Here is a 24,582-nt window from a genome sequence, read left to right as displayed (position 1 = left end):
AGACCGCCCTGATGGCGGTGCAAGCAGTATGGTGTGGTCGCTCACAGCGGTCAACCACTCGCCGTTGCCTTGTACAACCGCACGCCTCAGAAATCCAGTCTCAGGAGCAGATCTTCGACGCGTTCGGTGCGACCGGCCAGCCGATGACGCTCCCAGTCCGTGCGCGAAAGTGCATCGCCGACCAATTCAAGTGCCTCCGCGAGCTCCTCCTCCGCGTAGGGATTGACGATCTCCAGTCGCTCGCCCATCGCCTCTTCCGCGCCGAACAGCTCCGCCGCGCCGGCCGGATCGCCCCGCCTGAGCAGGATGTTCATCGCGGTGTTCGAGAACGCCATGGTCAGACTCGGGCTGCCGAGCGCCACCACGGTCGGCGTCAGATGCCGCGCCAGCTCGGCGGCCTCGTCGACCCGATCGGCGAGAGCGAGTAGATAGGCCAGATTCTGTCCGTGGATGGTCATCTCGAACGCATCCCCGAACGACTCGCTGATGGCCAGGGATTCGCGGAGCAGCTCCTCTGCCCGGTCGAAGTGCCCGAGCGCCTCCTCGATGCCGCCCAGATGGCCCAGCACCCGGGCCAGCCGCCAGTTGTCGTCCAGCGTGCGGAGTCGCTCGACGGCTTCGGTCAGCGTCTGCCTGGCCGAGTCCAGTTCACCGCGCTGACGTTGCGCGGTGCCGAGCACGGTCATCCCGAAGGCGATGCCGGCCGGGTCGTCGAGCTCGCGCGACATAGCCAGGCTCCGGGCGGCAACCTCGTAGCCGCGGTCCGTTTCGCCCTGCAGCAGAAGGAGGTTGCTCAATCCACGAAGGCATGCGGCCAGCTCGGGCGACGACGTCGTACCGGCGGCTGCGACGACTTGTTCGTGCCAGCGGCGACTTTCGGTGTGGTACGCGCCGAGCTGCCAGACCCAGCCGAGGGCCGAGCACAGGCGCAGCGCCGTCCGAAGGTCGTTGTCGGTCGCCCAGGCGAGCGCGGCGCGGAAGTTGTCGAGGTCGGCCTCGGCGCGTTCCATCGGCGGCTCGGCCATACTCCTCTTCTGGATCTCGAGCCGCTCGGCCAAGTCGGTGTAGTAGGTGGCGTGATGGCTGTGGATGGCCTCTGATTCGTCGGTTGCCCGCAGTTCGTCGGCGGCGTACTGGTGGATGGTCTCGAGCAGCTCGACGCGGGCGCCTTCCGGTCCATCCGCGAGCGTGATCAGGTTCGCATCGTTCAACTCTGCCAGGGTTTCCAGCGGGTCGATGCCAGTAGCAACCTCCTGGATCGCGGCCAGGTCGGCGCCGCCGGAGAAGACCGCAAGCCGGCGGAAGGTACGACGATACTCGGGGCTGAGCAGCTCGTACGACCAGGCGATCGTCTCCCGCAAGGTGCGCTGCCGTTCCGGGGTCACACTGCTCGTCGACGCGATGTCGAGCGACTGGTCCACCCGGGCCAGCAGCTCCTTGACGCTCAGCAGGCGGACGCGCGGTGCGCAGAGCTCGATCGCGAGCGGAAGCCCGTCGAGCCGCCGGCAGATCTCCAGTACGTCGTCGGTGTACGCGAACGCCGGCTGCACGGCGCGGGCGCGCTCCATGAACAGTTGTACGGCGGCCGAGTCCTCGTCCGTGACGGGCAGCGGTGCCACGGGATGCTGGTACTCGCCGACCAGGCCCAGCGCGCGCCGGGAGGTCGCGACGACCTTCACGTGGGCGGCACCTTCGATGATCTCGGCAACGATCTTGCCGGCGTCCGGGAGCTGTTCGAGGTTGTCGAGGACCAGCAGCAGAGACCGCTGCGCCAGGTACGCGACGATCCGGCCGCGCTCCCGCGGCGGTACGTCGAGTACTTCGGCGATCGTCGTCCACATCACCGACTCGGACGTGGCGGCCGCGAGCGGAACGAAGTACACCTGGCCGGGGATCTTGGACGCCGCACCGATCGCCAGACGGGTCTTGCCCGAGCCTCCGGGACCGGTCAGCGTGACGAGCCGTACGTCGGGTTGGCCGAGCAGCTCGCCGATGCGTTCGACGTCCTGCTCGCGACCGAGCAATGCAGTCGCCGGAGCCGGGAGGCTGGTCGACGTACCGACGGTGCGCGGTGGCGGAAAGTCGGTCTGCAGGCCGTCGACCGTGACCTGGAAGAGGTGCTCGGGCTCCGGAATGTCCTTCAAATGATGGGTTCCGAGATCGCGCAGCGTCACGCCGTCGGGCAGTTGCGTGAGCTGACCGGTGACTGCCGAGACCACGATCTGGCCACCCTGCGCGGCAGCGCCGATACGCGCTGCGAGATGGACGTCCATCCCCCAGTAGTCGCCGTCGTACACACCCGGCGTACCGGTATGGATGCCCATCCGCACCCGCAGCCGCTCACCACCCGGCCACCGGTGCTCCTCCAGCCCGCGCTGCCCGTCGACCGCAGCGCGTACCGCGTCCCCGGCCGTCTCGAACACGACGAAGAAGCTGTCGCCCTCGGTCCCCATCTCCGTCCCGCCGTACGTCGTCCAGACCGCCCGCAGGATCCGGCGGTGTCCTTCCAGCGCATCGAGGTACCGATCCCCCAGCCGCCGCAGCAGCACCGTCGACCCCTCGATGTCGGAGAACAACATCGACACCATTCCCCCACCCATGCGGTCAGTCTCGACGGGCAGCCCTCGAAACGTCGAGAGTCTGGCGGCAACTTTTCCGAACGAGCCGGAGTCTCATCCGGTGCGCGGCCAGGGAGGCTGCGACATGAGCTGGGGGTATACAGGGATGAAGCGGTTCGGGATCGTTGCGGGGGCTGTCTCCGGAGTGGCTGCGCTGGCGGGCGCGGCGGCGCTCGTACTGAGTGGCGCGGCGCCGAGCAACGCCGCCACCGAGCAGATCAGGACGGTTGCTTCGAGCAACAGTGCGGCGTCGACGCCGGTGCGGTACAAGACGCGGTTCTTCATCCGCTACAGCGAGGGCAACCACGCGATGGCGGTGCTGCCGAGCACCTGGCGGCAGGTCGAGCTCGGCAACTGGCAGACGCGCTTCGACGACAGCGCGAACAACCGGATGATCCGGTTCAACGTCCAGTACGCCAACGTCAGCACGGTGACCGCGCTGAACCGCAAGATCGCGGCCCTCAAGGGCACCCGCGGTCTGCACATCGTCGGCACCTCGACGGTCGGGATGAACTCGACCAACCACCAGGGCCGGATGACCGTGAGCACGGTCGTCTACACCTACAAGAGCGGCAACACCACCCGCTGGGTCGCGACCCGGTACGTCGGCCAGCAGGGCAGCAAGAACGCCGAGGTCGAGATCTCGACGGCCGGCTCCACCGCCGACAGCAAGGTGCTCGGCGCGGTCATCAACTACGCAACGCTCTCGCTCGCACTGGCCGGCTGATATCGGGGGTGCTCTCGCACCACGAGGCTGAAGGGGCCTGGAAGCGGACTTGGTTCGCCTCCAGGCCCCTTTCTTCACGGATGTGATGGGGCTCACATCAGATGCTGGATTGCTTCGAGCTAGTCAGGTGTTCTGACTTGCATCGAGCAACTCAGCCGTCCCTGAAAGGACCCCCCCTACGTGAGCACCCTCGACCTCCCAGTCTCAGCTGCTCCGCAATCACGCCGCGTCCTCAGCCGGCGCGGCAGTTTCTGGACCGCCGCTGCCGTCGCGGGAATCAGTCTGTGGACGAGCGCCGCCCCGACCACGACGTACCCCCTCTATGCCTCGACCTGGCACCTCACCCCCACGGCGACGACCGCGATCTTCGCGGTGTACCCGGTGGTGCTGGTCGCGTTCCTGCTGATCTTCGGCCAGGTGTCCGACTACATCGGCCGCCGCACCACGATGTTGTACGGCGTCGGCGCGATGCTCGCCGGTGTCCTTCTGTTCGCTGTCGCCCCGTCGGTGGGCTGGGTGTACGCGGGCCGGGCGCTGATGGGCGCGGGGGTCGGCCTGGCGTTGACGCCGGCGACGGCAGCGGCCGTCGAGTTCAGCGCCCGCGGCAAGGCGCACCGGGCAGCTTCGGTGACGACGGTGGCGACGGCCGCGGGACTGGCGTTCGCGACGATCGTCGGCGGCGGGCTGATCGAGTACGCCCCCGCTCCGCTGCACCTGGACTACTGGGTGCTGGTCGCGGTGATCGTGGGCGTTCTCGGCGCCGTCTGGCGGATGCCGCGGCACACGAAGGACGAGGCGCAGGGCCACTGGCGCCCGCGTCCCATTACCGTTGCCAAGGGCATCCGTCTGCTCTACCTGGCCGCGGCCCTCGCAGTCACCGGTGCGTACGCGTTCGGCTCCGTCTTTCTGGCCCTCGGCGCCGAGATCGTGCGTGACCTGGTCGGCACCGGGAACGTCTTCGTGATCGGCGTCCTGCTCGCGATCTTCTCGGTCGCCACCGGCACCACCGCGATCATCGGCCGCCGGTTCCCCGCGCACCGGCTGGTCCCGCTCGGCGCGGTCCTCACGCTGATCGACCTCGGTCTGCTCGAACTGGCGGCGACGGCACACTCGGTCCCGCTGTTCATGGCGACGACGATCACCGGCGGGACGGCGTACGGCCTGCTGTTCTCCGGCGGCCTCGGCCTGATCGCCTCCCACGCCCCGGCGCACCATCGCGGCGCCACGGTCTCGGCCGTCTACCTCGTCGCGTACATCCTGCAGGGCGCGATCGCCCTCACCCTCGGCCTGGTTGCGACAGCCTCCGGCCTGAGTACGGCGCTGCTCCTCGGCGTCACCGTGATCGGTACGCTGGCAATCCTGATCCTGGCGGCGGCCGTTCTCCTCAACACCCGCAGGGAGGTGTCATGAGTACCCGCACCGCCGGGCGACCGAACTGCTCGATCGCCCGGGCCCTCGACCTGCTGCGCGACCGATGGACGTTCCTGATCCTCCGCGAGGCGCACTTGGGTACAACCCGCTTCGCGGACTTCCGTGATGTGCTCGGCATCGCGCCCAACATTCTGACCAACCGCCTGACGGCGATGGTGGAGGCCGGTCTGCTGGAGCGGCGCGAGTACCGCGCGGAGGGGGAGCGCACGCGCTGCGACTACCACCTGACGCCGGCCGGCGACGACCTCAAGATCGTCCTCGCCGCCCTCCAGCAGTGGGGCGATGTCCACGTCCCCCGCGACCAGGGCCCGACCGTCGTACGGCACGCCAAGTCGGGCGAGCTGGTCGACGTCTCGTTCACCACCGAGTCGGGGACCCGGGTGCCGGCCGCGGAGGTTTCCTTCGACCCGGTCCCCGGCAGCACGGCGGACCGCAGCGACTGGCGCTGACGGCATCAGGCCGCGGACTCCAAGGCGAATCCGTCGGGGTCGACCGTGCTCTCTGCGTCCATGCTCAGCGCGATGCGGTGCGCGCCGCCGCCATCGACCGGTACGCCGGCGTCCTTGGCCAGCGCCTTCCGCCCGTACAGCCCCAGCTTGACCGGCCCGGCGGCGTCGAACTCGACGTACTTGCGGCCGAAGCTCCGCGCCACCGTCAGGCCGTGATCGACGTAGAACTTCTTGCTCTCGGCCACATCTTCGCAACCGAGCAGCAGCACGACGGCGTCGATGTCGCGGGTCGCCGGGCCGGTGTCCTTCTTCGCCGACGTCGCGATCTTCCAGATCGTCCCGTCCGGCGCCTGCACGACACCGCCGTACCCCCACAGAGACTTGGTCACCGGCTTCACCACCGTCGCACCGGCCTCGACCGCGGACTCGAACAGGCTGGTGACCGTACTCGGCTGGCCGACGGTGAGCGAGAGCGTGAACCCGCGGAAACCGGTCGTCTCCGCTGCCGATTCACGCACCCGCACCCGGTCGTCCAGCCCGAAGGCCTCCTTCAGAAACAGCTCGGTCGCTGCAACGTCGGCCACTTCCAGAACCACACCTTGAAGATTTGTCATGCCTCCAAGCTAGGTAGCGGCGACCGCGTCACGCTTCTTGATTCCTGACCAGCTTCAGGTAGTCGAGGTTGAAGCCGCCGGTCTCGCAGTACACGGTGACGGTTTGCTCGCCTGCGGGGAGGGTGACCTGGGTCGTGATCGATTGGTAGTTGGCCCAACCGCCGGTGTCGGGGACTGTGGCTTTCGCCAGTGTCGCGTCTGATGCATCGCGGATCGAGATGGCGTCCGGCGCGGGAGCGGCGGTGCCGTTGGCGACGCGGAGCTCGAGGTCGTAGGTGCCGGCCTGGGCGATGTCGACACGGTACTGCAGCCAGTTGCCGGGTGCGGTCCAGCCGACGTTCTTGCCACCGCTCGCGGCCGGGTTGCTCTCGATGAAGTTGGCGCCGCCGTCGGTCCAGCCGTGCTGGGCGACGTACGACTCCGCCTCCACCTTCTCGCCGACCGGCGCGCCGTGCGGCCTGACCGTCACGTGCAGCGTGGCCTCGTCGTGCGAGGCGCCGTCGGTGACACGCACCTTGACGTCCATGACTCCGGCCACCGTGGGATGCAGGCTCAGGGTGTCGCCGTCGAGGCTGACGCCGGCCGGCAGATCGGTCGCGTAGTAGGCGAGCTTGTCGTGGTCGCGATCGGTTGCCTTCAACTGGATCTGCGTGGTCTGGTACTGGTCGGCCACCACGTCCGCGACGTCCTGCAACACCGGCGCGTGGTCACGGCGCGGCACGTCACCATGCCAGCGGTACGTCGCGTAGGCGTTCGCCGGCACCGTCACCGTGAACGACTTCCCCGCCAGCGTCACGCGGACCTTGCTCGGGGCTACATTGGAGTTGCCAACGATCGCGACAAAGTTGTCGTGGGCATCCTTGTACACCACGTTGCTGATGCCGTTCGCCGTCGCGCTCGACTCGACCCGCGTGTGCTCCGGCCCGAGGTACTTCGCGAACTGGCCCATCGCGTACAGCTCGTCCCGCACCGTGAACGTCTTCGTGGTCGTATCGACGGTGACGAGACGGTTCGGCCACTTCGTCGTACGTCCGACCTCTTCCCAGTCGACGTTGTTGTCCCGCGCCGGCGTCCAGTGCAGCGTGCCGCCGTCCTGGTCGGTCGTCTGCGCCCACATGATGTACGACGACGCGTCGAGCCGGAAATAGTTCAGGATCGTTGCCGGAGACAAGTCACTCGTCTCGGTCATGTGCACGGGCTTCCCGAACTCCTCGAACGCATCGCGCATCACCGTCGGGTCGCCCCAGTACGGGTGGAACGCGATCGCATCCGCGGCCTTCTCGGCCTTCGGATCGTTGAAGATCCGGTAGTAGTTCTTGGTCTCCGTGCTGTTCGGATCCCGCCAGTCCCAGAAGTTGAAGTCGTGGACATACAGATCCGTGTGCAGGCCGGCGCGGCGTACCTCCCGTTTGATTGCCACCGACAACTTCTGCTGCTGTTCGACGCTGATGTCCATCGCCGGATAGACCACATCGATCCCCGGCTCATTGAGCAGCGTCAGCGCGTCGACGTTGATGCCGTGTTTCGCGTACGCCTGCAGGTATCTCACGTAGTACTTCGCGAACACGTCGATGCAGTCGTCGCGGAGCTTGCCGACCTGGTGATAAGTCGTCGTACTCCCCGGGTTGAGCGCGACCTCGCCGGTGAACCGGTTGTTGGTCTTCATCCAGGCGGGCGCGCTCCACGCCGACGCGAAGAACGTCGCCCGCGGGTTGTACTTCTGGATCAGCTTGACCGTGTCGACGATGTGCAGATCGACGTCCCGCTTGATCGAGAAGTACTTCAGGCCGCGGTCCTCGGTCAGGCCGGCCGGCAACTCGTCGTACGACCAGAACGGCAGGTGCTCGATCAGATCCGGGCTCCCGATCGTGAGCCGGAACCGGTCGAAACCAGCTCCCGTCTTGGGATCGGCGAGGAGTTTGATCGCCCGCTCGCGCTCGGCCGGGGTCAGCTTCCAGAGGTTGGAGACGCTGGTCTCGTCCAGCGAGAAGCCGACACCGGAGTACTTCTGCCTCAGCGTGCTGGGGTCCACGACCACCGTCGCATCGACCGGGCTGGTGTCGTCGTTCCCGACGTACGTCGTCGGCAGCGGCTGCCAGGTCTGCGCCGAGCCGCTGGAGTACGTGCCGCTCACCAGCGCCCCACGCTCAGCCGCCGCCGGCACGCCGGCCGTCGCCAACCCGCCGGCGACCACTCCGACAACAACCGCAACTCCAAGAGTCCGCCTCACAAACCCTCCAAAGTCGGTGGAAAGCCCTTACAAGCAGGCCGACTCTAGGTCGCGAACTCCCTCCCCAACACCCCCTGCCGGTTCCGGAACTGGTTCCGCAACTCAGCGGCCGTACTGACCGATGCCGCCTTCGAGCAGATCGAAGGTCTGATCGATGACGTCGACCTGCTCCCGACGTACCTGCTTGCCCGGCCGTCCGGCGATCAACTTGTCGACGGCGACGCGCGGCACGATCGTGACGGCGGTCGCGATCAGGTTGGCGACGACCTCGGCCTGTAGGCCCGGTCCGACCTCGGATTCGAGCAGCGCTTTGAGCGAGTCCGCCAGCTCACGGGTGTGCTCGAGCGTACGACGTACGAGCGCCGGGCTCGCGTCGACGATCTGGTAGAAACCCTCGGTGCCATCCCGTGCGCCCGACAGCGGGTGCTGGGCCGCGAGGAGCTCGTGCAGATAGCGCCGTACCGCGCCGACGACGGACTCACCGGGCTCGCGCTCGCGGATGGCCCGACTCAGATCGTCGACGAGATCCGCCTGCCGATCCAGGAACAGGTCCTCCTTGCGCGGGAAGTAGTTGAAGACCGTCATCCGCGCGACGTTGGCCGCCTCCGCGACCTCGGCGATCGTCACGTTGTCGAACCCGCGCTCGATGAACAACCCCGACGCCACGTCCGCGATCCGCCGACGGCTCTCCCGCTTCTTCCGCTCCCGGAGCCCGAGCCGCTCATCCATGACAGATAGCATACTCGACATAAATTTGGACCGGGTACATTATTTGGTAGACGACGATCTGGGAGTTGATATGGACTACGACGTGGTGGTGGCCGGCGCAGGGCCGGTAGGACTCATGCTCGCCTGCGAGCTACGCCTGGCCGGGGTGGACGTACTGGTGGTCGAGCGGCTCACCGAGCCGGACCTGACGATCAAGGCGGGATCCATCAACCTGCCGACGGCGGAAGCCTTGTATCGCAGGGGTTTGCTGCCTGCGCTGCAGGAACAGCAGCAGCTGATGCTGCAACAGTTCGCGCGGATGGCGGGCGTATCGGCTCCTGCACCGTCTGGTGACGCTGCTCCTGGCCCGACTCCTGCGCCGCCGAAACGGCCGCCGATCGCCGGTCACTTCGGCGGCATCCTGGTCGGCGCGGAGAACGTCGACTTCACCGACCCGGAGTTCCGCGACGCCGGCCCCGCCTCCAGCATCTTCCTGGTCAACCAGCAGACCATCGAACTGGTCCTCGCCGAACGCGCCGCCGAACTGGGCGTCGACGTACGCCGCGGCGTCGAGCTGACCGGATTTGTTGCCGACGACAACGGCGTACGCGTCCAGCTGGGCGACGAAGAAGTGACGGCCGGCTGGCTCGTCGGCTGCGACGGCGGCCGCAGCATCGTCCGCAAATTGGCCGGCTTCGACTTCATCGGCACCGACCCCGAGATCACCGGCCACCAAGCCATGGTCGAACTAGAAGGCGCCGAGAACCTCACCCTCGGCTGGCACAGCACCGACACCGGCATCTACGCGTACGGCCCGATCCCCGGCCGCATCCTCACCGTCGAGTTCGACGGCCCACCCATCGACCGCGACGCCCCCATCACCACCGCCGAACTCGAATCAAGCCTCCGCAACGTAACCGGCGCCGACGTCACCATCACCAAGGTCATCACCGCAACCCGCTTCACCGACAACGCCCGCCAAGCCACCACGTACCGCAAAGGCCGAATCCTCCTGGCCGGCGACGCCGCCCACGTCCACTCCCCCTTCGGCGGCCAAGGCCTCAACCTAGGCATAGGCGACGCCGTCAACCTCGGTTGGAAACTAGCCGCCACCATCCAGGGCTGGGCCCCCGACGCCCTCCTAGACACCTACACCACCGAACGCCACCCCATAGGCGAATGGGTCCTGGATTGGACCCGAGCCCAAATAACCATCATGCGCCCCGACCGCCACTCCCGAGCCCTACGCCCAATCATCGCCGACCTCCTCAACACCCCCAACGGCGCAACCTACCTAGCCAAAAAACTCTCCGGCACCTGGCAGAGCTACGACCTAGGCAACGCCCACTCCCTGGCAGGCACCTCAGCCCCCGACCTAGAACTCGCCGACGGCACCCGCCTCGCCGACCACCTCAAGCACGGCAAAGCCCTCCTCCTCAACCTCACCGACTCCCCACACCTGAGCGACCTGACCGCCCCTTGGTCCGATCGTTTCCAGCTCATCAACACCAAGCCCACAACCCCACCGCCGGCGACCACCCTCCTCATCCGCCCCGACGGCCACATCGCCTGGGCCACCAACACGGACGACCACGACGGCCTCGCCCCCGCCCTCCACACCTGGCTGGGCGACCCGGCCTGACAAGTCCCCACGACTCCACCGGCCGCCGCCACGTTCCGGCCGGCGGAGTCCCGGCCTCGCATGCGCGCCCTAAGACATCCTGCAGTCTCTGCCAGACGGCCGCGTCGGCACGGCCATCGGGATCAGCCTTCGCCGCTGCCGTACGGGCGTGTGATGATCTCGAGCCAATGCCCGTCAGGGCCCTCCCAGTACAGGCCGCGGCCGCCGTCGCCCTGGTTGATCTCTTGCGGTTGGCGCTTGAACGGATCGGCCCACCACTTGCGACCCTCGTCCCTCAAACGACCGAGGATGCGGTCGAAATCCTCTTCGCTCACGAGGAAGGCGTAGTGCTGGCCGTGGATCTCGCCCTCGGTGTCCATGAAGTCCAGGCTCGCCCCGTTGTCCAACTTCAGCTCGGCGAACGGTCCGTACGCTCCCGCCTCCGGCAGACCGAGCAACTGACCGACATCGCGAGCAGCAGCCCATCGGTCCCTCACGTGCACAATCGTGTGGTTCAGTTCGATACTCATCGGACTCTCCCGTGGCCTGTCCTCAACTGGCAGCGTGCACACCACTCTCCGCCCCAAGCCCCATTCCCGTGAAGACCCTTGCGAATCCGGTGTAGGTCAGCGGGATCGACTCACCTACAGACGTCAGTCGTCGGCCGGGATCTCGGGGAGGTAGTCGACCTCGCAACTGTAGTAGCGCATCGAGAGCGCGGCGCGCTGGACGTCAATGGCGCCCTCGCCGACGGCGAGGACATGGTTGAGCCACCGGTGGGGTTCATGGTCGGTCTGGAAGGTCAGGACGTGCAGGCCCGAACCGTCGGCGAGGTTCGAGAGTCCGGTCAGCCGGAACATCACGAAGCCGCCATCGCCAACGTCGACCATCCCGCGGGCGTCCGGGTGGGCGTACCCGCCCTGAAGCCTGGGGTTGTTGGACCACCGCGCGGTGCCGGAGAGCCGTCCCTCGAAAGCCGCGCTCCCCTGCCCGTAGAGCAGCCCATCGCCCGCCGCCGACGGCTCGATCGTCTCGACCAGGTCGTAGCGCCACTCCACATCACAGAGATGCTCAAGCTTCAAGATCCACCTCCCAGCCGCCCCTCCCGACGACATTCCTCCCTCCCTGTCCGGTCCGCAACCCGCGCCTGAGCTCGTTGCTCGCGGAGATGTCGCGATGAGGTTGTAGTGGTCGGCACAACGGGTAGCTCGGTGCCGCCTACCGCAGCCGACAAGACCCGGCGATAGCCGGAAAGGGAAGGCCGGCGCTGAGCCGGGGGTGGGTGGGGGCGCGTGGAGCAGGTGTGCCGAGGAGCGGAGCGACGAGAGACGGCTGCGTAGCGCGCGGGGGCTGACGCCCTACGTCCGGCGGACCGCAGTACGTCGTACTTGAGAGCCGGTGAGGGGACTCGAACCCCTAACCCCCGCTTTACAAGAGCGGTGCGCTGCCAGTTGCGCCACACCGGCGGGTGTGCGGGTACATAGTAGTGGATTGTGAGGGGTGGACTGCGGGGGTCGGTGGGGTTTTGGTGGCTTTGGGGGGCTCGGGGGGTCTCGGTTCTGGGGGACTCGCTGGGGCTGGTGGCGTTGTTGCTGTATGTGCAGGGGGCTACGGGGGCGGCGCTGGCGGTGGGGTTGTTGTTGTTGGCGGGGGATTTTGTGCCGGGGTTGTTCGGGGCGCTGGCGGGGGCGGTCGGGGATCGGTTCGATCTCAAGCGGGTGATGGTGGGTTGCGACCTGGTGCAGGGGGTGCTGACGGTTGGGATGGCGGTGGTTCTGCCGCCCCTGCCGGTGCTGCTGGTGATGGTTGCGGTCAGGAGTGTTGCGGCGACGGTGTTTCAGGCGGCGTCGCGGAATGCGATGCCGGGGTTGGTGAAGGACGAGCAGCTCGAGGCGGCGAACTCGGCGCTCGGGGCGGGGACCAACGGGCTCGAGGCGGTTGGGCCGTTGATCGCGGCGGCGCTGTTCCTGGTGACCGACGTACGCGGGATTCTGGTGATCGATGCGGCGACGTTCTTCGTGTCGGCGGTGTTTTTGAGCCGGTTGCCGGGGATTCCGCGGGCTGAGCCGTCGGGGCACAGTTTCCTGAGGGACGCGCGGGACGGGCTCGGGTACATCTGGCGGGCCAAGGCTGTGCGCGTGATCGGGATCGGGTTCTTTGCGGTGGTCGCGTTCAACGGGGTGGATGACGTCGCGATGGTGTTTCTCGCGAAGGACGAGTTGCATGGGAGCGACTCGGCGTCGGCGACGTTGTACGCCGGGGTCGGGATCGGGCTGATCGTCGGGTTCATGATCCTGGGGCGGTACGCGGGGCGCTTCAAGATGCCGACGTTGATGCTGATCGGGTTCGCGGTGAGCAGCTTGGGGAATCTGGTCACGGGACTGGCGTGGGCGATCTGGGCGGCGCTGGCGTTGCAGGTGATCCGCGGGCTCGGGATCTCTGGGGTCGACGTGGGCGTCAACACTCACCTGCAGCGGGTGGTGCCGGCGCGGTTGCGGAGTCGGGTGTTCGGGAATCTGTACGGCGCTATCGGGCTGGCGGCGGGGATTTCGTACGTGCTGGGCGGGCTGTTGCTGCAGCAGACGGACGCTCGTACGACGTTCATCACGGCGGGGGCTGGTGGGTTGCTGGTTACGGTCGTGACTGCGATCGGAGTTCGGCGATCGGGCGACGGAGAGCGCGAGCGCCCGGTACGGCGATGAGCGCGATCGCGGCCATCACGAGGAACGCTGCCGGTGGGTGATCGACGAGCAGGCCGACCACGACGGCGACGATGAGGCCGCCGAGGTTGCCGGACATCCAGATGAGGCCGGCGGCGGTGCCTTCGGCTTCTCCGGTACGGCGTTCTACCAGCTCTAGCACGATCGGGAGGGCTGGGAGGAGGAGCAGGCCGATCAGGGTGATCGCTACGAAGCCGGTCAGTACGCCGGGGGCGAGCGCGAGGAGTACGCAGGCCGCGGCGGTCGCGGTGAGGCTGATGACGAGGAGGGTGGACTCGGCTTGGCGGCGTACGACGAGGATGGGGATGATCGCGCTGCCTAGTACGCCGGCTATGACGTTGACCAGGAGGATGGTGCTGGCGGTGCCGCCGCTGACGCCGGCTGGTTCGAGGAGCGCCTGGGCGAAGGTGCTCATGGCAACGAACACACCGAACGGGAAGAGCGCGAGCACGCACAGGCGACGGATCAACGGGTCGCCCCAGGCGGCCGCAAGTGCGCCACGGTCGGGACGGTTAGGTGGGGTGGAGCCGGAGAACGCGGGCGGCGCATCAGTAGGCGCAGTCGCGGGGACGTGTGCGGCTCCAGGGGCGGCCTGGGGGTCGGTCGGGGGTTCCTGTGGGGTCAGCGGCGCGTCGGCGAAGTAGGCACGGAGGACCGGCGGGTGGGCCGGGTCGAAGGGGCCGGGGCGGCGTATGACGAGGGTGAGGACGAGGGCTGCTAGGACGCAGAAGATTGCGGTGATCCAGAGCATGGTTGGGAGGGAGGAGGCGGTGGTGAAGATGGCGGAGAGGAGGAAGGCGATGACCATGCCGGCGAAGATGCTGGCGGTGCCTACTGCGATTCCGGTGGGGCGGTCCTTTTCTGACAGGTAGCGGCCGGTGATGCCGGTTACTGCGTTGAGGACCAGGGGTTGGGCGATCGAGGCGAGGATCTGGCCAGCTAGGAGCCAGCTGAAGTCGTCGCCGATCAGACGGACTAGCGCGCCTAGTGCTGTGAGTACGGCGCCGGCGATCAGGGCCGGGCGGAACCAGCGGTCCAGTAGGAGACCGCAGGGGATGGCGAGTACGACGTACAAGAGCGGGAAGACCTGGGCCAGCCAGCCGATCGCGCTTTCGGAGACGTTGTAGTGGTCGGCGGCGACCGTGGTGACGCCGGCGAAGTTCAGCCAGACGAGTTGGGTTGCCGCGCCGACCAATGAGTAGCCGACGATCGCCGGCCACTGACTCCGCATCCGCATCTGCGAACTGTAGCGCCGGGACTGGCGTACAAAGGAGGAATGGTTGATTGGGAGGGGCCGCTGTCCGAGGCGTACGACCGGGCGTTGACTTATCTGGAGGCATTGCCGGAGCGGCGGGTGGGGCCGCGGGCGACGGCGGCTGAGCTGCATGAGGCCCTCGGCGGCCCGTTGCCGACCGGGGCGACCGATCCGCGTGAGGTGGTTGAGCACCTTGCGAAGGGGGTTGATGACGGGCTGTTGCCGAGTGGGAGTGGGCGGTTCTTCGGGTTCGTGTTCGGCGGCGCTACGCCGGCGTCGCTCGCGGCGGACTGGTTGACGACAGTATGGGATCAGAACGCGGGGTTGTACGCCGCTTCGCCCGCGGCCGCCGTGGTTGAGGACGTGACCGCGCGCTGGCTGGTTGAGCTGTTCGGGCTGCCGGCGGGGACGTCGGTCGGGTTTGTCACAGGTGCGCAGATGGCGAACTTCACGGCGCTGGCGGCGGCACGGCATGAGGTACTGCGCCGCGCCGGGTGGGATGTGGAGCGTCAGGGGTTGAGCGGGTCGCCGAGGATCCGGGTGCTGGCCGGAGCCGAGCGGCACGACACGATCGATCGAGCGCTGCGGTTCCTGGGGCTGGGGACGGACTGCATCGAGCCGATCCCGGTCGACGACCAAGGCAGGATGCGCGCTGATGCGCTCGCCGAGGCGCTACGGGAAAATGGACGCGGCGCGGTGCCCACGATCGTCTGTGCGCAGGCTGGGAATGTGAACACTGGAGCGTTTGATCCGGTCGCCGAGGTTTGCGAGACCGCGCATGCTCACGGTGCGTGGGTTCATGTCGACGGAGCGTTCGGGATCTGGGCGCGTGTCAGTTCGGGCCTTAGGCAACTAGTTGACGGGGTCGAGCAGGCTGATTCGTGGGCGACGGATGCGCACAAGTGGCTCAACGTGCCGTACGACTCGGGGCTGGTGTTCTGTGCGCACCCCGAGCCGCATCGCGCGGCGATGTCGATCCGGGCCGCGTACCTGATCCAGGACGAGAACGGCGAACGGGACTCGCTCGACTACAACCCTGAGTTCTCACGGCGGGCCCGGGGCATCCCGGTGTACGCCGCCATCCGGGCGTTGGGACGTGAAGGTATCGCCGAGATCGTCGACCGTTGTCACGCGATGGCAGAACGATTCGCAGACCACCTGCGCACAGCCGATGTCGAGATCCTGAACGACGTAGTCCTCAACCAGGTCCTCGTCCGCTTCGACGACGACGACGCCATCACGCGGCGTGTGGTCACCGAAGTACAGAACGAAGGCACCTGCTGGATGTCCGGCACCACCTGGCAAGGTAAGGCCGCCATGCGCATCTCGGTCTCCAACTGGACAACCGGTCCCGAAGACATCGACCGCTCCGCAGAAGCCGTCCTGCGCTGCCTACAACAGGTCCGAGGCTAGTTCCCGGACAACAAACTTCTCTGCGCCGTGTCGATTTCCGGCGTCGTCGCTCGACGCCCAGGCGTACGACGATCACAGGAGGAAATGACATGTCGTTTCAGGCGTACTTGGACAAGATTGAAGAGAAGACTGGGCGGACCCCGCGGGAGCTGGTCGAGGAGGCCAAGGCGAAGGGGTATCAGGATGTGAAGGCTGGCGTGATCTGCGACTGGCTCAAGGAGGACTACGAGCTCGGCCGTGGGCACGCGATGGCGCTCGTGCATGTGATCAAGAACGGGCCGCAGATCAGCGACAAGCATGTCGGCAGCAACGGCACCCACTCCGACCCCAGCAACCTGCTCTGGCTGGACGGGAAGGCGACCAACCCGCTCAACGCGTAGTCGGGCTGGTGCGTCGCCAACCCTCGAGGACCAGAGTGGGCCGCATGCCGACCGACAGGTAGAGATGCAGCGCCGGGGTCGGGTTGTTGGTGTCGACGTGCAGGTTCGTGCCGGTTCGGCCGGCGGCTGCGTCGAGGGCGAAGGCGTCGCGGAGCAGGTAGGTGGCCAGACCTCGCCCACGCGCCGACTCGATCACGCCGAGCCCGTTGATATGGCCGCAATTCTCGATCTCGACATCCCGATCGCTGCAGTCGCGGAACGCGACTGCTTTCCCGTCGAGCTCGAGCAGAGTGAACTGGGACCACGAGAAATTGGCGTGTACCGCGCGGGCCTCGAGCCATTCCTCGTGCGGACGAGCGACAAAACCGAATTGACCACGAAAACAGTCGATGATGACATCGTGTGCGATCCGGCGGGTCCGGTCGTCCTCCGCGCCACGGTGAACGACGTAGCCGGCCGGTACGTCGGGGGCGGCGACCGGTCCGGTGTGGTCGATCCGCATCCGGTTGAACGTCGTACCGGTGCTGAATTCGCGGTCGGACAACAGCGCACGCAGGGACGCGTCGGCGCCGTAGACGTAGCTGTCGACAGTGACCTGCGCGTGGCCTGCTTCGCGTCCCATCTCCTCCGCGCGTCGCATGGATCGGTCGAACAGCCAGCCGGCGACCACCGGGTCTTGTGACACCACCTCGATCTCGGCCACCTCGCGATTGCCTTTGCCGAAGGCCGTCCCGTAGCCGACCGGCACCTCGTCCCGGTCGACTACCAGCCAGCCGTCGGTCCGGGGCTTGAAGCCCGGGTCAACGATGCCGCCGGTGATGTCGGCCAACGTGCAGTCGGCGGATCCGATCACAGCGGTGTTGTACGCCGACACCAGGGCGAAGATCGCCCCGGAATCGGCAGGCACAGGCGGTCGGACCGTGTACTCGGTCGGCAGTACGGCGGTGGTCATTGCGCCTCACCACCGATGGGCGATGTCGACGACGACTCGGCTGCCGGAGCCCGGACCGTCGAGGGTGAACACGCGGAACGGCAGGCGGGCTCGGAGCCCGATCCCTATCCAGGCGGCGCCTTCGGTGTCACCGGCGTACGAGATCTGGCGGAGCGTGCGGTACCCGGAGACGTTCGCCAGTTCGACTTCGTTCGGAGGCTGGAACGCCCAGTGGCCGGCGTCATCCATTGCGCGGACGCCAAGCATGAGCTCCAGTTTCGCGCCACCACGGAGCGGAACGAGATGGCCGGCACCGGCGCGGAAGACGTCCGGGACGTACCGCGCGGAGTACGCGGTCGGCGTGCTCGTGACGTCGAAGACGATCCGGTCGAAACAGGCGTGCCGGCCGGCGCGGACCGTCGCCAGCGTCGCGGTGCTGACGTTGTTACTTGCCTCCGGCAAAGAACCCCAGGCGGTCTGACAACCGGTGGCGGCCGACGCGGTGGCTGGTACGGCAACAGCTGGAACCGAAACCACCGCGAGTACGGCGATCGTGGTTCGGATGGAATGGAAAAGCTTCATTTTTGTCCCCCCTTTGAGACACCTGTTCGATGCATTCAGAGAGGCAGAAGTTGACATTTCGGAGCGGTGATCTTAAGTGCCTGGAATTCGACGCTAGGTGATGGCGTACCGTAGGCGGGTGGAATCGAGGAAGTCGCCGCGCGACAAGTGGATCACGGTCTACGGGCGCAAGCCTGTGCTCGAGGCCCTGCACGATCCGAAGCTCTCGGTGGCGAAGGTGGTGCTGGCGGACAACGCAACCGGCGGCTCGATGCTGGAGATCCTGCGAGCCGCGGAGCGGTACGGGACCCCGGTCGAGCGGGCCACGGCCAGCCGGGTGAAGTGGCTGGCCGGGAACGGCAAGCACGACCAGGGTGTCGTCGCGGACGTGGACGCGCCGCGGATGACGCCGCTGGAAGAGTTCGTCCGGGATCGCGGGAAGCGGCCGACGAACGTGTTCCTGCTCGACGGTGTCACCAACCCGGGCAACGTCGGCATGATCCTGCGTACGGCGACCGGCGCCGGCTTCGACGGCGTGATCCTGCCCAAGGCCGGTACGCCGCACGTCGGCCCGCTGGTGATCAAGGCCTCGGCCGGCATCGCCTTCCAGGCGCCGATCGTGAACGCGTCCACCGCAAAGGCCGCCGTCGACCTGCTCCGCACGGCCGGGTACCACATCTACGGGCTCGCGGCCCGCTCGCAGGACTCGCTGTTCAAGGCCGAGCTCGCCCCGCGCGCGGTCTACGTGCTCGGCGGCGAGACCAACGGCATCACGGTGTCGACCGACTCCGACCTGCAGATCCCGCTGCACGCCGGCGTCGAGTCGCTCAACGTCGCTGTCGCCGCCGCGGTCGTCGCCTTCGAGGTCACCAACCGCTGATGCAACCGAACCTCGCGCCGACGCGTTTATTGCGCAGCGCGAGTTGAGGAGACCAGGTTGGACAGCGAGGCGGAGAGTGAATACACCGCGTTCGTGACCCATCACGCCAACGCGATGTGGCGTACGGCGTACCTGCTCTGCGGAGACCGTCGGCGGGCCGAGGACGCGACGCAGGAGGCGCTGCTGCGGCTGTACCGGCGCTGGCCGAAGCTGCACCGCAAGGGCGGGATCGTCACGTACGCACGGAAAGTGGTCGTCTCCGCGACCCTCGACGGACTGCGCCGGCGGTCGAGCTCCGAGGTCGTCGGCGGCGACACGTACTTCACCGGCGAGGCCGACCCCACCGACCACGTCGGCCGGGTCGAGCGGCGGCTCGTGATCACGCAGGCGCTCGCCGAACTCCCCGAGCGGCAACGGGCGTGCGTCGTACTGCGGTACTTCGACGACCTGTCCGTCGAGGAGACCGCCGACGTACTGGGATGCCGACCGGGCACCGTGAAGAGCCAGACGCTGCGCGCGCTCGACAAGCTCCGCCTGCACCCGGCCCTCGCTGACTTCGACCTCGCCGAACTGGGAGGCTGACATGACGAACCAACTCAAAGGTCTGATGACAGAGGCCGTCGACGCGCAAGCGCCGTACGTCCCCGATGTGGACACGCTCCTGCGGACCGGACGCAAGCAGGTACGGCGACGCCGCCTGGCGACCGTGATCGCGACCACCGCGGCCGTTGCGCTGGTGGCGGGTGCGACGACGGTCGCAGTCGGAACGATCGATCGCTCCGAGGATCCCGTCGCTCCCGTGCAGACGCCGACCCAGACTCCTCTGGCACTCCCATCTGCACCGCCCGGCGGCAGCACCGGGCTGTGCACCGCCGCGGACGGTTCGGCATCCGACGGGTGGCTGTGGCCGAAGGTGGTCCTCTACACCCAGGACACGTTCGGGATGACGATGGTGAGGAAGGCGCAGGCGGGCGGCATCGCGTTCTGCACGACCGAGTGGGGCAACGGCGCCAAGCTGTCCGTCGTACCAGGTGGAGCGAAGGACGGGATCGTGCTGCGCAAGACCGCCGCGGAAGGGCGCGGCGCGCAACCTGGTTCGAGCGTGACGAGCGTCTTCGGCACCGTGCCGCGCGGGACTCCCCCGCGCGTGACGGTCCAGACCGCCGACGGACATGTCGGCGTCGCCAAGGTCAAGGACGGGTACTTCGTCTACCGCCGCGTGGAGCACTCGCCCTGGCCCGGCCCGGTTCCGCACGCGATCGTCCGGTTCAAGTTCGCGGGCAAAGCGGAGTACGTCGCGGCTAGCCGGTGATCTCGCCGGCCAGCTGTTCGGCCGAGTCGCGGGTGTAGCCGCCGGAGATCTCGATCTTGCCGCCCGCGATCGCCGACTGGACCGACGGTGCGGTGACGACCTGCCCGCGGACCAGGATCGCCAGCTGGTTCGCCGGCGGGTTCGCCTTCGACAGGCTGGAAGTGAGCTGCGCGAACAGTTTGGTGCCCTCTGGGTCGAGCGTGAGGCCGACGTACCACCCGCCGGTCGTCGAGCCCTGCTGGATCCCGGTCTTGACCTCGGTGACGTTGCTGCCGTCGAGCTCGACCTTGCCGAGCGTGTAGCGCATACCCTTCGCATCGCACGTCGTACCCGCCGGCGCCGGCGTCGGGCAGGTGCCCGCCTTCACAGTCAGCACGCGACGGAACTCGACCGCAGTCGGATCCGACGGCTTCGTCCGAGGTGCCGGGTCGACCGCCGGCTGGTCGTCGCTTCTCCTCACAACCAAGACGACACCGGTCGCGACAATCGCAAGAAGCAGCAGCACGAGCCCGCCGACGAGCAGCAGAGGACCCCGAGATCGCTTGGGCGAAGGCTGCTGCGGAAACAAAGGCGGGTAAGTCATGAACGACATGCTAGGTAATCAAGAAGTCACCTTGAGCAGCCGTGCCGCCAACTCGGCGTTCCGCCGAGCAAACGTCCGCCACAGCTCCGGCGTCGCCGCCACCCGCTCCCGCGCCGTCGCTTCATGAACTGCGCGCACCGTCCACGTGCACATCCGCCCGCCACGCAGTTCGAACCGCACGAGTACGCCGTCCGCCCACCCGTACACATCCACATCCGTAGGCTCGAGCCAAGCAACCTTCTGCTCCGCCACGATCCAGTCAAGCGCCTCGAGCTCCCCCTGCACCTTGGCCGCGAACTCGTACCGCAGCTCGGCCGAGGCACGATCCCGCCGACGCACCAGCTCCTCCCGCAACGTCGCGACCGCAGCCGGATCCCTTTGCAGTACGGCGATCGCAGTACGAGCCAGCGCCTCGCGATCCCCCGGCCCGATCCCGAACAGCCGCCCGAACTCCTCAGCCGACCCGTCACCCTCGACCGTGTACTGCAACGGCAACACGCGATGCAGCCCCGAGATCGCCTGCCGGATCCGCAGCCCGCCGAGGTAGGGACCGAAATGCGGTGACGGACCGGTCACGGTGTGCTCAAATCGCAAGCCTGGCTTGGATCCAGAGGAGAGGCGGATGTAGCCGACGACCTCCGCACCGCCCTCGATGCGGTTCCAGCGCGGCTTTGAGTGCTCGAGCAAATTGCGTTCCAGCCACGCCGCCTCGTGCTCGGAGTCGCAGGAAACGCCTTCTACGCGGGCGATCCGCCGTACCATCCGGGCGAGATGCGGACGATCGCCGACATTCACCCAATAGGACTGCACGCGCCGCCGCAGGTTCCGGGCGCGGCCGATATACAGCACCTTGCCGGCATCGTCGCGGAAACGGTATACGCCCGGCACTGTCGGCAACTCCCGGACGCTGCGAATCATCAGCCCAGTGTGCCCGATCGGATCGAACGAGTGATTGTCGGTTGAGTGTTTGAAACGAATGCGCATCCGGGGTTGTGCACCAAGACGGCGCAGGTCATTCTGGCGAGCGATCCGAGTGTTCGCAGGGGGCTGTGAGGGCGAGCACCGGACCTGGGAGGCTGGGGGGCTTCGTGAGGTTATCCGCCACATGGCTGCGTCATGCGCTGCCTACGTTGTGTGTACTGGTGTTGCTGCCGCTTGCCGTGATCGCGCCGGCACAGGCCGCGGTCGCGCCGACCGGTTTCAGCGAGCAGGTCGTGTTCACCGGGCTGACGAATCCGACGAACGTCGCGTTCTCGCCGGACGGCCGGGTGTTCGTCGCCGAGAAGAGCGGCCTGATCAAGGTCTTCGACTCGCTCGAGGATCCGACACCGAGCGTGTACGCCGATCTGCGTACCGAGGTCTACAACTACTGGGACCGCGGCCTGCTGGGCATGGCCCTGAACCCCAACTTCCCAACGGATCCACGCATCTACGTGCTGTACACGCACGACGGGCTGATCGGCGGACCGACACCGAAATGGGGTACGCCGGACACCAACGACGACCCTTGTCCCTCGCCACCCGGCCCGACCGCTGACGGTTGCCAGGCCAGTGCGCGACTCTCCGTCCTCAACGGCACCGGCGCCGAACAGGTGCTGGTCGAGGACTGGTGCCAGGTGTTCCCGAGCCACTCGATCGGCTCGATCGAGTTCGGCCCGGACGGGATGCTGTACGCCGGCGGCGGTGACGGCGGCAGCTTCAACTACGTCGACTACGGCCAGGACGGCTACCCGTCGTCCGACATCACGCCGGACAACCCTTGTGGTGATGGACCTGCAGCTGTCGGTACGACGCTGACGCCGCCGACCGCCGAAGGTGGCGCGCTCCGAGCTCAGGACGTCCGTACGCCGGGCGATCCGGCCGGCCTCGACGGTTCGATCATCCGCATCGATCCCGACACCGGTCAGGCCGCGCCCGGCAACCCGGCGGCGAGCAGCACGGACCTCAACGCGCGCCGCATCGTCGCGAACGGTATGCGCAACCCGATGCGGTTCACGTTCCGGCCGGGGACCAAGGAGATGTGGATCGGCGACGTCGGCTACTCGACCTGGGAGGAGATCGACCGGATCGTCGACCCGACCGCGAAGGTCACGAACTTCGGCTGGCCCTGCTACGAAGGCGCCAACCGACAGCCCGGGTACGACGCGATCAACGTCAACCTGTGCGAGAACCTGTACGCCGCCGGGCCGTCCGCGGTCACGTCGCCGTACTACGCGTACAAGCACACCGACCACATCGTGACCGGCGAGTCCTGCACGGTCGGCAGCTCGTCGATCTCCGGCATGCAGTTCTACGGCAACGGGAACTACCCGGCGGAGTACAACGGCGCGCTGTTCTTCGCGGACTACAGCCGCCGCTGCGTCTGGGCGATGATGCCCGGCGCGGACGGCCTGCCGGATCCCGCGAAGATCCAGAACTTCGCCTCCGGGTACGGCGCGACCAAGCTGCAGACCGGCCCGGGTGGGGACCTGTTCGCAGTGGACTACGACAACGGCCGGCTGCTCCGGTACGTGTACGACGCGACGAACAACCCGCCGACCGCGGTGATCCACGCGGACCCGTCGAGCGGGCCGACGCCGTTGGCAGTGACGTTCGACGCGACCGCCTCCAACGACGCCGACGGCAATCCGTTGACGTACGCGTGGGACCTTGACGGCGACGGTGTGTACGACGACTCGACGGCGGCGACCGTGCAGCACACGTACATGAATTCGGGAGAAGTCGTCGCCCGGTTGAAAGTGTCGGACGGCCATACGACCGGTACGACGTCGATGCAGATCAATGTGGCGAACACGGCGCCGACCGCGCTGATCACGTCACCTGGTCCGGCGACGACGTGGAAGGTCGGGGACACGATCAGCTTCTCGGGTTCGGCGACCGATCCCGAGCAAGGGACGTTGCCGGCGTCGGCGCTGACCTGGTCGCTGATCATGCATCACTGTCCGAGCGACTGCCACACGCATACGATCACGTCGATGACCGGTGCGCAGGGATCGTTCACCGCGCCGGATCACGAGTATCCGTCGTACCTCGAACTGAAGCTGACCGCGACGGATGCACAAGGTTTGACCGATACGAAGAGCGTCCGGCTCGATCCCAAGACGGTCGGCCTGCGGCTCGCCTCGTCGCCTGCGGGGTTGCCGGTGACGTCTCTCGACACGACGGCGAAGACTCCCTTCACCTCCACGGTGATTGTCGGGTCGAGCGTGTCGGTGTCCGCTGATCCGACGCAGCCGGTGGCGAACCAGCTCTACCGGTTCGCGACCTGGTCGGACGGCGGCGCGCGGAACCACAACCTCGTCGCGCCCGCGGCGGCCACGACGTACACGGCGTCGTACGGCGTGAAGCGGAACCTCGCGCGTGGTCGACCGGCGCTTGCCTCAAGCACCTATCTTGCGGGGCGGGAGGCAACGAAGGCTGTTGACGGGTCGATGTCGACGGCGTGGTCGAGTGCGCGGACCGATCCGCAGTGGCTCCGGATCGATCTGGGATCGGTGCAGGTGGTCAACCGGGTGTTGCTGAACTGGTTGTCGACGGCGTACGCGAAGTCGTACCAGATCCAGGTCTCCGGAAGCGCGCGGACGTGGAAGACCGTCTACTCCACGACGGCCGGCGACGGCGGGACCGACAGCGTGCAGTTCAGTGCGAACTACGCCAGGTATATCCGGATCAACGCGACCAAGCGGGCTGTTGCCGGCAGCTACTACTCGCTGTGGGAGTTCGGCGCTTTCCAGGACGCCGGGCCCGCGACCGGGATCGGTGGCAAGTGCATCGACGTCTACCAAGCCGCATCCGCGGACGGTACGCCCACGACGCTCTACACCTGCAAGTCGTCGGCGAACCAGCTGTGGACGCCGTCGCTCGAGGACGGAACCGTTCGGACGATGGGCAAATGCCTGTCGGCTCGTACGACGACTCTCAACACCCCTGCGGTGTTGTGGACCTGCGACAGTTCACCCGGCCAGCGATGGATTCCCCAGACCAACGGCACCTTGGTCAACGCCGCGTCCGGACTGTGCCTCAATGCGACCGGCGGTTCGAGTGCCAACGGCACCAAGCTCATCCTCGCGACGTGTACAACCGCGACGAACCAGAAGTGGGTGCTGCCGTAATTCGGTCGTTCTGACGGCCGCGCCCGATCTATCGTCT

At 67.3% G+C, this 24,582-nt stretch carries 22 protein-coding genes and 1 tRNA gene; 11 read left to right on the top strand and 12 right to left on the bottom strand.

Annotation, left to right across the window (positions count from 1 at the left end; genetic code table 11):
• Positions 1-86 precede the first annotated feature (86 nt).
• Entirely contained in the window at positions 87-2,600 is a 2,514-nt protein-coding gene (locus FDA38_RS03650) for an ATP-binding protein (protein WP_137252632.1), read from the bottom strand.
• A 103-nt stretch (positions 2,601-2,703) separates the two neighbouring features.
• On the opposite strand from FDA38_RS03650, the gene FDA38_RS03645 reads away from it, so the two are divergent.
• The 3 genes from FDA38_RS03645 to FDA38_RS03635 all read left to right on the top strand — a co-directional run bounded on the left by FDA38_RS03645 (position 2,704) and on the right by FDA38_RS03635 (position 5,225).
• Positions 2,704-3,345 carry a hypothetical protein gene (locus FDA38_RS03645; RefSeq protein ID WP_137252631.1) on the top strand — a complete coding sequence of 214 codons (642 nt, stop codon included), beginning with the start codon at positions 2,704-2,706 and terminating at the stop codon, positions 3,343-3,345.
• 180 nt (positions 3,346-3,525) lie between these two features.
• On the top strand, positions 3,526-4,755 hold the full coding sequence (locus FDA38_RS03640) for an MFS transporter (RefSeq protein WP_137252630.1): 1,230 nt from the start codon (positions 3,526-3,528) through the stop codon (positions 4,753-4,755).
• Positions 4,752-5,225, top strand: a complete 474-nt coding sequence (locus tag FDA38_RS03635; protein WP_137252629.1) for a winged helix-turn-helix transcriptional regulator — start codon at positions 4,752-4,754, stop codon at positions 5,223-5,225. The genes FDA38_RS03640 and FDA38_RS03635 overlap by 4 nt, the downstream gene beginning before the upstream one ends.
• A 5-nt stretch (positions 5,226-5,230) precedes the next feature.
• On the opposite strand, the gene FDA38_RS03630 is transcribed toward FDA38_RS03635, so the two are convergent.
• The 3 genes from FDA38_RS03630 to FDA38_RS03620 all read right to left on the bottom strand — a co-directional run bounded on the left by FDA38_RS03630 (position 5,231) and on the right by FDA38_RS03620 (position 8,798).
• Positions 5,231-5,839, bottom strand: a complete 609-nt coding sequence (locus FDA38_RS03630) for a VOC family protein (protein ID WP_137252628.1) — start codon at positions 5,837-5,839, stop codon at positions 5,231-5,233.
• A 28-nt stretch (positions 5,840-5,867) separates the two neighbouring features.
• The gene (locus FDA38_RS03625) at positions 5,868-8,069 is read right to left on the bottom strand and encodes a carbohydrate-binding protein (protein WP_202877546.1); all 2,202 of its coding nucleotides are present in this window, start codon (positions 8,067-8,069) and stop codon (positions 5,868-5,870) included.
• Between the two features lie 102 nt (positions 8,070-8,171).
• Positions 8,172-8,798, bottom strand: a complete 627-nt coding sequence (locus FDA38_RS03620; RefSeq protein ID WP_137252627.1) for a TetR/AcrR family transcriptional regulator — start codon at positions 8,796-8,798, stop codon at positions 8,172-8,174.
• 70 nt (positions 8,799-8,868) lie between these two features.
• Between FDA38_RS03620 and FDA38_RS03615 the strand changes: the two genes are divergently transcribed.
• On the top strand, positions 8,869-10,419 hold the full coding sequence (locus tag FDA38_RS03615; protein WP_137252626.1) for an FAD-dependent monooxygenase: 1,551 nt from the start codon (positions 8,869-8,871) through the stop codon (positions 10,417-10,419).
• Positions 10,420-10,541: 122 nt separating this feature from the next.
• Here the strand turns inward: FDA38_RS03615 and FDA38_RS03610 are convergent, their stop codons facing one another.
• From FDA38_RS03610 to FDA38_RS03600, 3 genes are all read right to left on the bottom strand, one after another.
• Positions 10,542-10,928: a VOC family protein gene (locus FDA38_RS03610; RefSeq protein WP_137252625.1), complete on the bottom strand. Its 387-nt coding sequence runs from the start codon at positions 10,926-10,928 to the stop codon at positions 10,542-10,544.
• 123 nt (positions 10,929-11,051) lie between these two features.
• Entirely contained in the window at positions 11,052-11,480 is a 429-nt protein-coding gene (locus FDA38_RS03605) for a DUF3237 domain-containing protein (protein WP_170989570.1), read from the bottom strand.
• A gap of 311 nt (positions 11,481-11,791) precedes the next feature.
• A tRNA-Thr gene (locus tag FDA38_RS03600) sits at positions 11,792-11,864 on the bottom strand.
• A 27-nt stretch (positions 11,865-11,891) separates the two neighbouring features.
• On the opposite strand from FDA38_RS03600, the gene FDA38_RS03595 reads away from it, so the two are divergent.
• Complete coding sequence (locus tag FDA38_RS03595; RefSeq protein ID WP_325053037.1) at positions 11,892-13,100, top strand: MFS transporter; 1,209 nt, start codon at positions 11,892-11,894, stop codon at positions 13,098-13,100.
• Here FDA38_RS03595 and FDA38_RS03590 read toward each other — a convergent pair.
• On the bottom strand, positions 13,030-14,355 hold the full coding sequence (locus FDA38_RS03590; RefSeq protein ID WP_137252622.1) for an MFS transporter: 1,326 nt from the start codon (positions 14,353-14,355) through the stop codon (positions 13,030-13,032). The genes FDA38_RS03595 and FDA38_RS03590 overlap by 71 nt on opposite strands.
• A 39-nt stretch (positions 14,356-14,394) precedes the next feature.
• Between FDA38_RS03590 and FDA38_RS03585 the strand changes: the two genes are divergently transcribed.
• Together FDA38_RS03585 and FDA38_RS03580 are read left to right on the top strand one after the other, a co-directional pair.
• The gene (locus FDA38_RS03585) at positions 14,395-15,786 is read left to right on the top strand and encodes a pyridoxal phosphate-dependent decarboxylase family protein (protein ID WP_137252621.1); all 1,392 of its coding nucleotides are present in this window, start codon (positions 14,395-14,397) and stop codon (positions 15,784-15,786) included.
• Positions 15,787-15,875: 89 nt separating this feature from the next.
• A complete protein-coding gene (locus FDA38_RS03580; RefSeq protein ID WP_137252620.1) occupies positions 15,876-16,166 on the top strand; it encodes a DUF4287 domain-containing protein in 291 nt (96 codons plus the stop codon).
• Here the strand turns inward: FDA38_RS03580 and FDA38_RS03575 are convergent.
• Both FDA38_RS03575 and FDA38_RS03570 read right to left on the bottom strand, forming a co-directional pair.
• Positions 16,156-17,118, bottom strand: a complete 963-nt coding sequence (locus FDA38_RS03575; protein ID WP_137252619.1) for a GNAT family N-acetyltransferase — start codon at positions 17,116-17,118, stop codon at positions 16,156-16,158. The genes FDA38_RS03580 and FDA38_RS03575 overlap by 11 nt on opposite strands.
• A gap of 6 nt (positions 17,119-17,124) precedes the next feature.
• Positions 17,125-17,679, bottom strand: coding sequence for an AMIN-like domain-containing (lipo)protein (locus FDA38_RS03570; RefSeq protein ID WP_137252618.1), 555 nt, complete (start codon positions 17,677-17,679; stop codon positions 17,125-17,127).
• A 118-nt stretch (positions 17,680-17,797) separates the two neighbouring features.
• Between FDA38_RS03570 and FDA38_RS03565 the strand changes: the two genes are divergently transcribed.
• The 3 genes from FDA38_RS03565 to FDA38_RS03555 are packed head-to-tail and all read left to right on the top strand — an operon-like array spanning position 17,798 to position 19,850.
• Positions 17,798-18,538 carry a TrmH family RNA methyltransferase gene (locus FDA38_RS03565; RefSeq protein ID WP_233714502.1) on the top strand — a complete coding sequence of 247 codons (741 nt, stop codon included), beginning with the start codon at positions 17,798-17,800 and terminating at the stop codon, positions 18,536-18,538.
• A gap of 57 nt (positions 18,539-18,595) precedes the next feature.
• Positions 18,596-19,120 carry a SigE family RNA polymerase sigma factor gene (locus FDA38_RS03560; protein WP_137252616.1) on the top strand — a complete coding sequence of 175 codons (525 nt, stop codon included), beginning with the start codon at positions 18,596-18,598 and terminating at the stop codon, positions 19,118-19,120.
• A gap of 1 nt (position 19,121) precedes the next feature.
• Complete coding sequence (locus tag FDA38_RS03555; RefSeq protein ID WP_137252615.1) at positions 19,122-19,850, top strand: hypothetical protein; 729 nt, start codon at positions 19,122-19,124, stop codon at positions 19,848-19,850.
• Here the strand turns inward: FDA38_RS03555 and FDA38_RS03550 are convergent.
• Positions 19,840-20,433, bottom strand: coding sequence for a SecDF P1 head subdomain-containing protein (locus tag FDA38_RS03550; protein WP_137252614.1), 594 nt, complete (start codon positions 20,431-20,433; stop codon positions 19,840-19,842). The two genes, FDA38_RS03555 and FDA38_RS03550, sit on opposite strands and share 11 nt — an antisense overlap.
• A gap of 18 nt (positions 20,434-20,451) precedes the next feature.
• Positions 20,452-21,351 carry a GIY-YIG nuclease family protein gene (locus FDA38_RS03545; RefSeq protein ID WP_170989569.1) on the bottom strand — a complete coding sequence of 300 codons (900 nt, stop codon included), beginning with the start codon at positions 21,349-21,351 and terminating at the stop codon, positions 20,452-20,454.
• A 224-nt stretch (positions 21,352-21,575) separates the two neighbouring features.
• Between FDA38_RS03545 and FDA38_RS03540 the strand changes: the two genes are divergently transcribed.
• Positions 21,576-24,545, top strand: coding sequence for a PQQ-dependent sugar dehydrogenase (locus FDA38_RS03540; RefSeq protein WP_202877545.1), 2,970 nt, complete (start codon positions 21,576-21,578; stop codon positions 24,543-24,545).
• Positions 24,546-24,582: the final 37 nt, after the last annotated feature.

Source organism: Kribbella jiaozuonensis (assembly GCF_005233875.1).
GTDB classification, from domain to species: Bacteria; Actinomycetota; Actinomycetes; order Propionibacteriales; family Kribbellaceae; genus Kribbella; species Kribbella jiaozuonensis.
The sequence above is the reverse complement of the archived record's forward strand: the minus strand, read 5'-3'. Positions and strand labels throughout refer to the sequence as shown.